Consider the following 12,970-nt stretch of genomic DNA (forward strand, 5'->3'; position numbering starts at 1 on the left):
CGAAGGGTGCGTCGCGGACGGCGCTCGGGCCGTCCGTTACAGATCGCCCAGGCGCCTCCGAGCGGGCTTGCGCGAAGAGAGGTCGAGCAGGTCGGCGGCGACGAGGGCGACGGTCAATCCCACGGCGATGTAAAGCATGGGCCGACGTTGGGGCCGACCGCGGGAAATGGACAAATTTCGTGCAAAAGGGCGGGCGGGTGAATGCGGCCCCGCCGCCGCGCAACGGAGCCCTTCGTGTACCCCGTGGCGCTGCCGCGCGCGATCCCCTCGCTGGTCTCGGCGCGCCGCATCATCCCCTCTGCGTCGTTTTTCGCATGGCCGAGCGCGAGCCTGGCCACCCGGGCCTTCGTGGACACCGTCGACGACGTAGACGAGCTCGTCCGGCGTGCCCGGAGCGGGGACAGGGGCGCGTTTTCGGCGCTCTACCGGATGCACCGGGAGGCTGTGGCGCGGCTTGTGTTCCGCATGCTGGGCCGCGCCAGCGACATCGAGGACGTGGTGCAGGAGGTCTTCCTGCAGGTGCACCGGAGCCTCGGCGACTTCCGCGGGCAGTCGAAGTTCTCCACCTGGATTCACCGCATCACGGTGAATGTGGTGCTCATGCTCCGCAGGGCCGAGCGCAGCCGTCCGGTGTTCGCCGACGAGCCGTTCGCGACCGAGCACGAGCGGGACGCGGGCCTCTTGCCCGACGAGGAGGCCACGCTGCGGCGTCGGCTCGCCGCGTTCAAGCGGCTGCTCGATCGGATCTCCGAGAAGAAACGTACGGTGTATGTGCTGCACGACATCGAAGGCTTGGCGCCGGCCGAGATCGCGACGATCGTGGATGCGCCCGTGTTGACCGTCCGGACGAGGTTGTTTTACGCGCGGCGCGAGCTCGCCGAGCTCATGCGGGAAGAGCCTGCGCTCGCGCAGCTCGTGGATGAAATCGGGGGTTTGGGGGCGCAGCTCGGCGCGTCCGAGCGGAGCGCTCGATCCGCGGCGGCGCCGCTCGAGGAAGGCCGGCACGTGCCGGCGGAGGGGAAAGCCACGTGAGCGACAACGACCCCGGCACGCGCGCCCTCGAGGTGATGCGCGGCGCGCTCGCCGACGAGATGCCGCCCGAGCTGCCCTGGGATGCGATCGAGCAGAAGCTCCACGAGCGCATCGATCAGGACGAGCAAGCGCGCGCATCCCGCGCGCTCCCTCGCATCGGGCGCGGCGCGCGGATCGGCCTCGCGCTTTGCGCGGCCGCTGCAGCGGTGATCGCCGTCGCGAGTTTTGGCGCGCGATCGAAGAACGAAGCGCCCGCGGGGTTTGCCGTCCGGTGGCGCGCGCCCGAGACGATCGCGTTTCTCGCGGGCAGCGAGTCCGAGCGGGATCTCTCGCACCTTCGGCCCGGTGACGGCGTGGAGGCCGGCGAGGCGCCGCTCACGCTCGTGCAACGTGGCATCGTCCGCGTCACGCTCGCGCCCGGCGCGCGCGCGACCGTCGTCGCCGCGGCCACCGAGGCCGGCGATGCGCTCGTCCTCGGCCTCGAACGAGGCTCCTTGCGCGCCGACGTCACGCCCCGAAAAATCTCCGCGGGCCTCGTCGAGACGTTCGCCGTCGACGTTGGCCGCACGCGTGTCGCCGCGCATGGCACCGCGTTCACCGTCGTCCGCGGGAGCGACGACGTCCTCGTGGATCTCGAGCATGGCGCGGTCGCCGTCGGCCCCGCGGGTCGCCCCGGCGTCACCACGGGCCGCCTCCTCGTCGGCCGCGCGCGCGCCTCTTTCTCGCTCGACGGTGGCGAGAGCGCTCGCATGCTCTCTGTGGAAGACGCGCCCCCCGCGCCGCCTGCGCCCGTGGAGACCACGCCTCCGCCGAAGCCCGCGATCACGCCGCTGCCACCTCCGAGCGTCGCGGAGCGCCCGCTGCCGCACGTCCCCGATCGTCCGGACGCACCCCCTGCGTCGCCTGCGCCCGTGGAGGCGCCCTCTGTCGTGCCCGAGGCGCCGCCTGCGCCTGCGCCCGCGCCCGTCCTCACGCGCGCTTCCGTGCATGCGGGCCTCTCGGGCTGCTTCGAAACGCACTACCGCGGCGGCGACCCTTCCGTTCGCCTCTCGGTCGCGGCCACGGTGACCGTCTCGCTCGACCCCGAAGGCGCCGTCTCCTCCGTGCGCTTCGACCCGCCGCTCGAACCTCGGTTCATGCAGTGCGTCTTCGCCTCGCTGCGCCCGGGCAAGTTCGTCGGGACGAGCGGGCCCGTCTCCGTGCCGTTCCAGCTCGGTCAGTGAGGTTTGCCCGGGCAGAACCCGGGCCTTGACAAACCTTCCCTGCTCAGCGGATCGACGGCGGCGCGCCCGTGAGCAGCTGCATCATCGCGTGCGTCTCGCGTGCGCCCATCAGACCGAACTGCACGCCCATTCCATCGGGCTCGGTCCAGCGCACGGTCGCCTTCACCATCACCTCTTGCTTCACGCCCGGTAGCTGCATGAAGAGGTTCACGCTCGCGTTGAAGGGCGCGGGCTTGTCGGTGACGATGAACATGCCGCCGATGCTCAGGTCGCGCGAGAAAGCATCGACGCGCGGACCATCCCCCATCTGGAACGCGACTGCCAATCGAACGACCCTGCGCGGGTGTCTTCGCTTATCGAGCAACACTTTCTCTCCTCGTGCCCCGACGGCGTCCTACAATAAACGGTCGGAGGTCGGAGCGCGGTGGCAAAAAACGAGACGCGCGTCGGCAGGGGGTTCGGCCGGCATTTCGAGGGCTGGCAGCCGGGCCTCGTCGCCGTCTTCCTCGCCGGCACCGCGGCGCTGCTCGCCGTCCCTCGGTCGGTCCCGCCCGACGGCCTGCCCCTCCCGCTCGTCGAACCCAAAAAGCTCGCCGAAACCGCGGCAAACGACGACGACCGTGCCCGCGCCGTCGAGGCAAAACCCCTCGACGCCGACGTCCGCGCGCTCGGCTCGCTCCTCCGCGCCTTCGGACGCGCCGACGCGCGTGGCGACGACGCCATGCTCGCGGAGCTCCGCCGCCAGATCGGCCCCGCTGCCGCCCGCGCCCTCGCCCAAGGGGACGCCGCCGTCCTCGCCCTCCGCGCCTACCAGCTCCGCGCCTTCCTGCGCGAGGTCCAAAGCTTCGTTCGGACCGGCGAAACCTCGGACGAGCTCGTCGAGCTCGAGCTCTCGCCCGACGGACCGTACACGCTCCGCGCGCAAAACCACCTGCGCGCGGCGCTCGAGCGCTCGCTCGCCGACTCTCCTTAGCCCCCCGATTTCTGGCCTCGCGCCCCTTGCGGTACGCACTGCCTGGCAACACGTCGTGCCGTGATGTTCCGCCGCACGGTTGATGCAATTCCGTCCTCCGGGACGCCACGCTCGCTCGACACGACGCGGCTCCCGCTCCCCCAACCCGTGGTCCCTTGCGCACCCGCGCCGAGCGCGCCCGTGGAGCCCACGATCGCCTTGCCTCGTGACGCCGATCCGAACGCGATCCTCGCGCTCGACATGACCCCCGAGGCGCGCGACTTCTTCGCCTCGGCGCTCCGCGCGCTCGCCGCGTCGGACGTTCCTTTCCTCGTCGGCGGCGCCTACGCGCTCGCGCACCACGCCGGCATGCGGCGACGCACCCGTGACCTCGACGTCTTCGTCCGCCGCCGTGACGTCGGCGCGGCGCTCCTCGTCCTCGAACACGCGGGGTATCCGACGTGCATTGCTTTCCCGCACTGGCTCGCCAAGGCGTACGCGGGGAGCGAGCACGTCGACGTCATCTGGAGCTCGGGCAACGGCCTCGCCGAGGTCGACGATCCTTGGTTCGAGCACGCGGGCCATGGGGATGTCTTCGGCGTCGACGTGGGCCTCTGCCCGGCCGAGGAGACCATCTTCGCCAAAGCCTTCATTCAGGAGCGCGAACGTTACGACGGCGCCGACGTGGCCCACGTGCTGCGCGCGCGCTGCGGGGAGCTCGACTGGCCTCGGCTCGTCGCGCGCTTCGGCGCTCACTGGCGGGTGCTCCTGAGCCAGCTCATCCTCTTCGGCTTCATCTATCCGGCGGAGCAGCGACGCATCCCGTCGTGGGTCATGCGCGAGCTCCTCGCGCGCCTCGAAGCCGAACATGCGTCGCCGCCCGAGGCGGGACGCCTTTGCCGGGGCACGCTCCTCTCGCGCGCGCAGTACCTCGCCGACGTGAGCGAGGGCTGGGACGACGCGCGCCTCTGGCCCGCGGGCAGCATGACGTCCGAGGAGATCGCGCGCTGGACCGCCGCGATCGACCAGCCGCCGCCGCACCCCTGAGCCTCGCGAACGGGTGAGCACGACTTCGGTTGGCTTGTTTCGAGCGATCTGCCAACCATGTTGCCAAAAGTTCCGTGTAACTGAAAAATAGCACCCAAAACCGACAAAATAGGACGGCATCCCTTTTGCGAAGAGGGTGGGCGCGCTGCTGCTGAGGCAGCCAACCGCCAGGCACCTCGCAAGTGAGAAAGGGAGCCCCCATGAACCGCCGTCCTCTTCGTCCAGGTCTTCCGGGCGTCTTCGCTGCCACCTCCGCCCTCGTCTTCCCCGGCCTCGTCACCGTCGCCGTCTCCGGGTTCGTGGCCATGGGTTGCCTGGACCGACCCATCGACACCGTCGATCCGCGCATCACCTCGACCATCGTCGAGGTCGTCCCGCACAGCGGCGTCGACAAGATCGACATCGTCCTCGGCATCGACAACTCGGCCTCTATGGCCGACAAGCAGCAGATCCTCGCCCAGGCCGTCCCCGACCTCGTCGAGAGCCTCGTGAACCCGCCGTGCATCGACGAAGCTGGTTTGCCCCTCGCGGAGGCGGCGCAGCCGAAGAGCCCCAAAGAGGATTGCCCCAAGGGTTCGCGTCGCGAGTTCGAGCCCGTGCTTGACATCCACATCGGCATCGTCTCGTCGAGCCTCGGTGGTCACGGCGGCGGGCATTGCCCCGACCTCCAGTCCGACCTGAGCTGCGCCAACGAGAAGGTTTCGAAGAACGATCGGGGTCAGCTCGTCTCGCGCGCCGATCCCTGCGTCGCCGGCGAGGTTGTCCCGACGTACGCCGACAAGGGCTTCCTCGCGTGGGATCCCGAGGAGAAGCTGAACCCGCCGGGCGAGACGAACCTCGGCACCCTCGACGGCGTCGAGCCCGGCCTCGTGCCCGCGCTCGCCGACATGGTCAGCGGCACCGGTCAGGTCGGCTGTGGCTACGAGTCCCAGCTCGAGAGCATCTACCGCTTCCTCGTCGACCCCGAGCCGTACGACACCATCGAGGCGTCGTCGGGCTACGTGAAGGTGAGCGGCAGGGACGACACACTGCTCGATCAGCGCAAGGACTTCCTCCGCCCCGACTCGCTCGTCGCGATCCTCATGCTGAGCGACGAGAACGACTGCTCGATCAAGGAGACCGGCTTCTATTACCGCGCCTCGCACACCGACGCGATGCCGCGCCCGCGCGCCGAGTGCGCGGCCGATCCGAACGACAAATGCTGCACCTCCTGCGGCCTGAAAGCCCCCGAGGGTTGTCCCCCGGATCCGGGATGCTTTGACGCCCAAGGAAACGTCATGTTGCTGACGAAGTCCGAAGATCCCGTCGACCTGCGTTGCTTCGACCAGAAGCACCGGTTCGGCGTGGACTTCCTCTATCCGACGGACCGCTACGTGAAGGCGTTCTCGAGCCCCGAGATCACGACCCGCAGCGGCGAGATCGTGGAGAACCCGCTCTTCCCGAAGGCGCGCCCCGCCGAGGGCGTGCCCGTCGTGCGCACGCCGGACCTCGTCTTCCTCGCCGGCATCGTCGGCGTGCCGTGGCAGGACATCGCCCGTGATCCCGCGGACCTCACGAAGGGCCTCAAGAACTCGCGCCAGCTCGCCGAGGACGGGACCTGGGACGTGATCCTCGGAGACCCCGCCAAGGGCACCTTGCCGACGGATCCGCTCATGCACGAGTCGACCGCCGCGCGCCACGGCCAGCACCCGATCACGGGCGAGCAGACCGACATGACCCCGGAGTCGCCGCTCGGCAACACCATCAACGGGCACGAGTACGACACGCTGGGCGAAGATCTCCAGTACGCCTGCATCTTCGAGCTGCCCGAGGCGACCGATTGTTCGAACGATGCGAAGTGCGCCGAGTGCCGCGACGGCACGGCGAACAACCCGCTCTGCGATCCGGCCGCCCCCACGATGCGCGTCCGCGCCAAGGCCTACCCCGGCCTGCGCCAGCTCGGCGTTCTCCGCGGCCTCGGCGATCAGGGCATCGTCGGCTCGGTTTGCCCGAAGCAGGTCGAGGACCGCACCTCGTCCGACTACGGCTACCGCCCTGCGATCGGCGCGCTCATCGATCGGCTGAAGAGCAAGATCGGCGGCCCGTGCCTGCCGCGCACGCTCGACCGCAACGACGACGACGCCGTGAACTGCCTGCTCATCGAGGCGCGCCCGACCGGCGGAGCTTGCTCGTGTGACTCCGATCATGCCCGCCTCCCCGTCGCTCCCGAGCACGCGGCCGCGATCGACGAGGCCAAGGCCCGCTCGCCCGAGTCGAACTGGGACTGCTTCTGCCAGATCCCGCAGCTCGCAGATGAGGAGCTCACCATCTGCCAGAACGACGTCTCGGATGACCCGGTCACGCCCGCCGGCAAGCCCGTCAGCGGCTTCTGTTACGTGGATGCCTCGACCGACCCGCCCGTCGGCAACCCCGCGCTGGTCGCCCGCTGCGCCGACTCCGAGCGCCGCATGATCCGCCTCGTCGGTGAGGGCGAACCCTCCCAGGGCGCCACCCTTTTCGTCACCTGCTCGGGCGACTCCAGCCCCTGAGCGGACCCGGACGCACCTTCCCGTCACTGCCCTGCGTTGACGCGCGCTCGGTCCCGGGCGAGACCCGTACCGAGCAGCGCGAAACCGGAGTCTTCACCGCATGGGCACGATCATCCGCCACACCTTCCTGGACTCGAACGGCATCCGCATGCACGTGACCGATGCGGGCCGCGGATATCCGATCCTCCTCTGCCACGGCTTTCCGGAGCTCTGGTACTCCTGGCGCCGTCAGATCCACGCCCTCGCCGAGGCGGGCTTCCGCGTCCTCTGCCCGGACCTGCGCGGGTTCGGGGGAACGGACGCGCCCGAGGAGGTCGAGAGTTACGTGATGCGTGAGCTCGTCGAGGACATCCACGGCCTCTTCGACGCGCTCGGCATCGACAAGGCGGGCGTGGTTGGGCATGACTGGGGCGGCGCGCTCGCGTGGCAGTTCGCGCTGCGTCATCCCGAGCGCACCGAGCGCGTGGCGAGCCTCAACACCCCGTACATCCCGCCGGGCCCCCAGGCTCCGAGCCTCATGTACCGCGACGCCTTCGGCCTCACGGACAAGACGTTCTACATGCGGCACTTCCAGGAGCTGGGTGTCGCCGAGCGCGAGCTCGAGGCCGACGTGCGCGACACGTTCCAGAAGCTCATGCGCCCTGCGAAGTATGCCGACTCCCTGGCGTCGTTCATGACCGTGGGAAATGGCTCCTCGCTGCTCGACAAGATCGGCCCCGGCGAGACGTTCCTCTCGAAGATCGACCTCGACACGTACGTACGCATCTACAAGCGCACCGGCTTCCGGGGCGGCCTGAACTGGTACCGCGCGATGGATCTCTCGTGGGAGGAGGAACGCGAGCTCCCGTCGGAGATCGACCTGCCCGCGCTGCTCGTGGTCACGGACAAGGATCCGGTCCTGCGGCCCGAGATGGCCGAGCTTTCGAGGCCGCACGTGAAGAACCTGCGCATCGAGCGCATCGCGGACTGCGGCCACTGGACGCAGCAGGAGAAGCCCGGCGAGGTCGCGAGTCTGCTCATCGACTTCTTCGGCGACCTGCGCGATCCCGCGATGGACTGACGGCGAACCCAGGTTCGTTGGTGCAGAAACCATCCGCGCGCGTCGCCCGCGAGGCGACGCGCCGTGTTCAGGCCGAGCGCGCGATTCGCCGGAATCTTTCCGCGATGCGCCATGCGATGCGCGTCGCCATGGCCATGATCGGCACCTGCGAGTTCACGCCGATGCTCGTCGGCAGGATCGATCCGTCGGCCACGAAGAGCCCCGGCAGCTCGTAGGTCTGGCCGTCCGGATCAACGACCCCGCGCCGCGGATCGTTCGCGGCGCGCGCGCTCCCGAGCGGGTGGAACGCCATGCATTCGAGGCGGCGCGCGTCGTAGTTCGATCGTTCGAGCGCGAGCGCGTCGTCCATCGTGCGCACCGGATCGGCGCCCGTCACCGACGTGTAGACCTCGCGCGCGCCGGCTGCGAGCGCCATCTCCGACACGATCGTGATCCCGCGCCGCAGCCGCGTGAGGTCGCGCGGCGCCATCGCGTACGTCAGGATCGGCTCGCGCCCCGGCCCTGCGCGCACCGTACCTCCGCCCTCGTCGTGCACCATCGCGCCGAACACCGCGAGTCTGCGGACCTCGCGCGCCATGCGCCGGAGCCGCGGGCCCACGCCCGGCATGCCCGCCGCGAGCACGTTCACCGAGCTGTACACGCCGACGAGCTTGATCCCTTCGGGCGCGAAATCGTCCGAGTACACGCTTTGCATCGCGCCGTCCCAGCCGCCGATCTCCTCGTCGAACATCGCCACGCAGCGCACGCCCGGGTGCAACGTCACCCGTCGCCCGAGCTTCTCGCTCGCCCGTCCGACGCCGCTCGCCCCGAGCAGGAGCGGCGTGTGCAGCGTCCCGCAAGCGGCCACGACCACCGGCGCGCGCACCACGAACCGGAATGACGGCCGCCCGCCCGCGCCGCCGAGCAGCCGTCCCTCGACACCTGCCGCGCGCCCGCCCTCGACGAGCACGCGCGTGACGAGCGCGTCCGACACGATCCGCGCCCCGCGCGCGAGCGCGCTCGGCAGATAGGAAATGTCCACCGATCGTTTCGCGCCTGCGGGGCAGGTGAAGTTGCACCGCGCGTTGCCCTCGCACGCCTCGGCGTTGCGGCGCATGGGCTTCATGGTGATCCCGAGTTTTTCGGCGCCTTCGACGAACTTCAGCGTCGATCGCGAGCGGAGCGCGGCCGGCACCTCGCGCACGGAGAGCCTCCGCTCGACGTCCTCGTAGGCTGGCTCGAGCGCGCGCTCGGAGAGCGCGTCGAGCCCGAGATCGGCGGCCCAGTGATGATGCACGTCGCTCGGGATCCGGAAGCAGACGCCGCCCGTCAGCAGCGACGAACCTCCCACGGCCCGGCCCATGGTGATCGCGATGATCGGCGTCTGGCCGAGGCCGAACGCCGTGGCCATCCCCGACTCGCGAAACAGCCGGCGCAGCGCCTCGCTCGGCCGGAACCGCTGGTACTCCTCGGGCCGGTAATACGGCCCCTCTTCGAGCACGATCACCCGCAGGCCCGCTTCGGCGAGCAGCGTCGCCACGACCGAGCCGCCCGCGCCGGACCCGACCACGACCACGTCACACGACGCCTCGAAGGGCCCCGACAAATCACGCCCGTGGACGACGGGTTCGCCCGATGGAAGGTCGCTCATGGCGCCTGCTCCGGCGCGGTGGGCAGCCGCCGTCGTGCCGTCGTGCTCGGCCGATCGAACCCCGTCGAGGTGAGCTCTTCGCCCTCCTCGAACACGGCCACGCTCATCGGCACCTTGAAGGCCACGAGCAGCATGGCGAAGAGCCCGAACCGGCTCCGTTCGAGCGCCTCCAGGTAACCGACCCGCCGTTCGACGGGCAGCCGGCTCATGCGGGAGAAGGCGCCGATCACGAAGAGCGGCATCATTTCCAGGAGCCACGTGAGCACCGCGAAACCACGACGCAGATCGCCGCTCGCGCGCCCGACGGAATGGTCGAGCCACGTCGCCGCGCGCTCGCAGACGGCCGAGCTCGCAGGCACGATCGCGCCCGTTTCGTCCTCGTCCGCATACATGGCCTCTGCGTAGGCGAAGACCACCCGACGCGCCCGGGGCGACAGGCCCCGCACGGGCCAATCGAGCCGATCGAGCGCGACTTCGGTCCCCGACGGCTGTCCCGAAGCGACGTCCGACATCGGGCGAAGCCTAGCACTTGTTCGAGAGAATACAGGTTAAAGGGCCGACGAAACCATGCGGCGGGGGGACAAACGCAAAACGCCCCGGGATGTCCCGGGGCGTTCGGCGGGGTGTACTCGCCGAGATCAGGCGATCAGTGGGAGAGGACGCACTGCGTGACGCAGCTACCGCCGCTGCCGCCCCAGATGCTCACCGTGCCCTTCGGGGCGAGGATACCGCCGCAGGTCGTGACCTCGACGGCGTTCGGCGGGCAGGGGGGCTCCTCATCCGGAACGCAGACGCACTCCGGCGGGGCGATGATCGACTGAACGCCGCCCGGCGCCTTCACGCTGCACTCCTCGTGCTCGCCAGGCGGGCACGGATCGTCGCTCGGCGGCTCCTCGACCGGCGGCTCCTCGACCGGCGGCTCCTCCGGCGGGGGCTCGCACTCGCAGGGCGGCGCGACGATGTTCGACGCGCTGCCAACGACCGACGGGCACTCGCAGGGAGGCTCGGCGAGCGACTGCTCGCTCTGCCCGACCCGCTCCTCCGTCTCGCTCACGCTACACCCAGCGGCGAACGCGAAGAGAGAAGCCATCGCAAAGAGCCCGGTGATCGAACGAAGCGTATTCATGAGACGACTCCTACGCGCATTCTCTCGCGCGTCATGAGAACTAGAAACCTCGGATACACGTTCCCCGCACAGTCACGCAGCGAGCCGTGAATCCGAATACCTGCGGAGCCCAATTCGGAGTTCCGCGATGACTCTTCTTCTTACCAGCTCCCCTCCCGGAAGAGCAAGGACTTTCGTTTTCCAGCGCTCTCGATTCGCACAGGTGAGCAGGAATGCGCCGCTGACGCCGTTCCGCACGTTTGAACTTCCGTAATGGGACCGTCCGCGGGCATCATGAAGAATTTGGCTCTCGTCCCTGCGGCTTCTTTGCAGTTCTTCACGGCCGGCCTCGCGGGGCCTTCACGAAGCGCGCGCAAGCTTGGATGACGGCCGGTTTCATGGCCCTGGTACTCTGTCATCGCCATGGCGCTCCGCGTGCTCCTCATCGACGACGACGTTCGGCTCTTCGACCTCCTGTCGAGTTACCTCGACCAGAATGGATTCCACGTGACCGGAGCCCCGGACGGACCCCGCGGGCTCGCCGCGCTGGAAGCCGGCACGTTCGACGTCGTGCTGCTCGACGTGATGATGCCCGGGATGGATGGGATCGAGGTCTGTCGCCGGATCCGACAGAAAAACACGATCCCCGTCCTCATGCTCACGGCGCGCGGTGACGAGACGGATCGCGTCGTCGGCCTCGAGATCGGCGCCGATGACTACGTCGCCAAGCCCTTCAGCCCGCGCGAGCTCGTCGCCCGCATCAAGGCCGTGCTCCGCCGGGCCCGCCCCGAGGTCGCCGGCGAGCGGATCGTCGCGGGCGATATCGTGATCGACGTGCCCGGCCGGGTCGTCACGCGTGAGGGGGAGCTCGTGGAGCTCACGGGCCTGGAGTTCGATCTGCTCTGCGCGCTCGCACGCCGCCCGGGACGCGTCGTGGCCCGCGACGCGCTGCTCTCGGAGGCGGGGCGTGGGGACGTGATCGTTGGGGAACGAACGGTCGACGTGCACATCTCGCACCTCCGGCAGAAGCTCGGCGACGACCCACGCTCGCCGCGGCTCATCAAGACGGTGCGCGGCGTGGGCTACGTACTCGCGAAAGAAAAGTCGTGAATCGTCTGTCGTGTTACGTGCGCGACCGGTTGCAGCGCCGCCTCTTCTTGTGGTTCGGCGTGGCGATCCTCCTTTCAGGCGTGGCGTTCTCGATCGTGATGCTGCTCGTCTCGGCCCCGGGCGGCCCGGCCTGGGCGCGCGAGATGGGCCGCGCGCGTGTGTTTTTGGGCGCGCGCTTCGGCGAGGTGTGGAACGACGACCGCGCCCGCGAGGCGCTCGCCCGCGCGATCGCAGACGACCTCGAAGTGAGCGTGATCCTGCGGAACACGAGCGGCGCCGAGCTCCAGGCGTTCGGCCACGGCTGCGGGCGGAAGGCGTGGACGCTCGAAGCGCCCGCGGTGCGCGAAGGGCACAGGCTCGGGTTCGTGACGATCTGCGCCGAGCGTCCGCGCATCGCCGGCCCGCTGCGCTGGCTCGCGCCGCTCGTGGCGGCGGGCATCATCCTGTGGGCGCTCTCGGGCACGGTGGCGCGCAGGCTCTCGCGCCCGCTCGAAGAGCTCGCGCGCGTCGCGGGCGAGATCGGTCGCGGCAACTATGGCGCGCGGGCGCGGATGGGTCGGAACGTCCACGGCGAGGCGGTCGTGCTCTCGATGGCGATGAACGAGATGGCCGCGCGGATCGACCGGCAGATCAGCGACCAGCGCGAGCTGCTCGCGGCGGTCTCGCACGAGCTGCGCACCCCGCTCGCGCGGATCCGCCTGCTCACGGAGCTCACGCGGGACGGGGTGAACGTGCAGAAGAACCTCGACGAGCTCGATCGCGAGATCTTCGAGATCGACGCGCTCGTCGGGGATCTGCTCGCGCAGAGCCGGCTCGATTTCACGGCCCTCGCGAAGGAGCAGCTCGATCCGGTGGAGATGGGCCTGCGCGCGCTCGATCGCGCGGGGATCGGCGCGGAGGCGCTCGTCGTCGAGGGGACCCCCGAGCCCGTCCTCGCCGACCCCACGCTCTTCGCGCGGGCCCTCGCGAACCTGCTCGACAACGCGAAGAAGCACGGCGGTGGCGTGGTCGCGCTGCGGATTACCGGGGCGCCCGGCGCGGTCGCGTTCGAGGTGGAGGACGCGGGCCGTGGCCTCGATCCGGGTGAAGAGAAGCGGATCTTCGAGCCGTTTTACCGGCGTCCGGACGAGAAGGCGCGGGAGCAGGGCTCGCTCGGGCTCGGGCTCGCCCTGGTCTTGCGGATCGCCGAGGCGCACGGCGGCCGCGCGCGCGCGGCGAACCGGGAGGAAGGCGGCGCGCGGATCGGGCTGGAGTTGCCCGCTGCCCCGCGCCAAACGGCGTGA

General features: G+C 69.9%; 12 protein-coding genes. 8 read left to right on the top strand and 4 right to left on the bottom strand.

Annotated elements, in window-relative coordinates:
• Positions 1-234 precede the first annotated feature (234 nt).
• Complete coding sequence (locus tag POL67_RS14900; RefSeq protein WP_271918022.1) at positions 235-1,032, top strand: RNA polymerase sigma factor; 798 nt, start codon at positions 235-237, stop codon at positions 1,030-1,032.
• Positions 1,029-2,255 (top strand): FecR family protein, encoded by a 1,227-nt coding sequence (locus POL67_RS14905; protein ID WP_271918023.1) that lies wholly within the window; start codon positions 1,029-1,031, stop codon positions 2,253-2,255. The genes POL67_RS14900 and POL67_RS14905 overlap by 4 nt, the downstream gene beginning before the upstream one ends.
• A gap of 43 nt (positions 2,256-2,298) precedes the next feature.
• Here the strand turns inward: POL67_RS14905 and POL67_RS14910 are convergent, their stop codons facing one another.
• Positions 2,299-2,619 carry a PilZ domain-containing protein gene (locus POL67_RS14910; RefSeq protein ID WP_136971527.1) on the bottom strand — a complete coding sequence of 107 codons (321 nt, stop codon included), beginning with the start codon at positions 2,617-2,619 and terminating at the stop codon, positions 2,299-2,301.
• Positions 2,620-2,679: 60 nt separating this feature from the next.
• Here POL67_RS14910 and POL67_RS14915 point away from each other — a divergent pair, with 60 nt between their 5' ends.
• The 4 genes from POL67_RS14915 (at position 2,680) to POL67_RS14930 (ending at position 7,842) form a co-directional block, all read left to right on the top strand.
• The gene (locus POL67_RS14915) at positions 2,680-3,228 is read left to right on the top strand and encodes a hypothetical protein (RefSeq protein WP_271918024.1); all 549 of its coding nucleotides are present in this window, start codon (positions 2,680-2,682) and stop codon (positions 3,226-3,228) included.
• Between the two features lie 180 nt (positions 3,229-3,408).
• Complete coding sequence (locus POL67_RS14920) at positions 3,409-4,254, top strand: nucleotidyltransferase family protein (protein ID WP_271918025.1); 846 nt, start codon at positions 3,409-3,411, stop codon at positions 4,252-4,254.
• Positions 4,255-4,454: 200 nt separating this feature from the next.
• Positions 4,455-6,782: a hypothetical protein gene (locus POL67_RS14925; protein WP_271918026.1), complete on the top strand. Its 2,328-nt coding sequence runs from the start codon at positions 4,455-4,457 to the stop codon at positions 6,780-6,782.
• Positions 6,783-6,882: 100 nt separating this feature from the next.
• Positions 6,883-7,842, top strand: coding sequence for an alpha/beta fold hydrolase (locus POL67_RS14930; RefSeq protein WP_271918027.1), 960 nt, complete (start codon positions 6,883-6,885; stop codon positions 7,840-7,842).
• A gap of 67 nt (positions 7,843-7,909) precedes the next feature.
• Here the strand turns inward: POL67_RS14930 and POL67_RS14935 are convergent, their stop codons facing one another.
• The 3 genes from POL67_RS14935 to POL67_RS14945 all read right to left on the bottom strand — a co-directional run bounded on the left by POL67_RS14935 (position 7,910) and on the right by POL67_RS14945 (position 10,598).
• On the bottom strand, positions 7,910-9,472 hold the full coding sequence (locus tag POL67_RS14935) for a GMC family oxidoreductase N-terminal domain-containing protein (protein ID WP_271918028.1): 1,563 nt from the start codon (positions 9,470-9,472) through the stop codon (positions 7,910-7,912).
• Positions 9,469-9,984 carry a hypothetical protein gene (locus tag POL67_RS14940; RefSeq protein WP_271918029.1) on the bottom strand — a complete coding sequence of 172 codons (516 nt, stop codon included), beginning with the start codon at positions 9,982-9,984 and terminating at the stop codon, positions 9,469-9,471. The genes POL67_RS14935 and POL67_RS14940 overlap by 4 nt, the downstream gene beginning before the upstream one ends.
• A 134-nt stretch (positions 9,985-10,118) precedes the next feature.
• A complete protein-coding gene (locus POL67_RS14945; protein WP_271918030.1) occupies positions 10,119-10,598 on the bottom strand; it encodes a hypothetical protein in 480 nt (159 codons plus the stop codon).
• A gap of 402 nt (positions 10,599-11,000) precedes the next feature.
• Here POL67_RS14945 and POL67_RS14950 point away from each other — a divergent pair, with 402 nt between their 5' ends.
• Both POL67_RS14950 and POL67_RS14955 read left to right on the top strand, forming a co-directional pair.
• Entirely contained in the window at positions 11,001-11,687 is a 687-nt protein-coding gene (locus POL67_RS14950) for a response regulator (protein WP_271918031.1), read from the top strand.
• Positions 11,684-12,970, top strand: coding sequence for a HAMP domain-containing sensor histidine kinase (locus POL67_RS14955; protein WP_271918032.1), 1,287 nt, complete (start codon positions 11,684-11,686; stop codon positions 12,968-12,970). The genes POL67_RS14950 and POL67_RS14955 overlap by 4 nt, the downstream gene beginning before the upstream one ends.

Origin of the sequence: Polyangium mundeleinium (genome assembly GCF_028369105.1) — a bacterium.
In the GTDB taxonomy this organism is placed as follows: domain Bacteria; phylum Myxococcota_A; class Polyangia; order Polyangiales; family Polyangiaceae; genus Polyangium; species Polyangium mundeleinium.

Bases quoted from the DNA above. Each gene is read 5' to 3' on its own strand.
- POL67_RS14925 (WP_271918026.1), top strand. From the start codon at position 4,455: ATGAACCGCCGTCCTCTTCGTCCAGGTCTTCCGGGCGTCTTCGCTGCC.
- POL67_RS14930 (WP_271918027.1), top strand. From the start codon at position 6,883: ATGGGCACGATCATCCGCCACACCTTCCTGGACTCGAACGGCATCCGC.
- POL67_RS14935 (WP_271918028.1), bottom strand. From the start codon at position 9,472: ATGAGCGACCTTCCATCGGGCGAACCCGTCGTCCACGGGCGTGATTTG.
- POL67_RS14940 (WP_271918029.1), bottom strand. From the start codon at position 9,984: ATGTCGGACGTCGCTTCGGGACAGCCGTCGGGGACCGAAGTCGCGCTC.
- POL67_RS14945 (WP_271918030.1), bottom strand. From the start codon at position 10,598: ATGAATACGCTTCGTTCGATCACCGGGCTCTTTGCGATGGCTTCTCTC.
- POL67_RS14950 (WP_271918031.1), top strand. From the start codon at position 11,001: ATGGCGCTCCGCGTGCTCCTCATCGACGACGACGTTCGGCTCTTCGAC.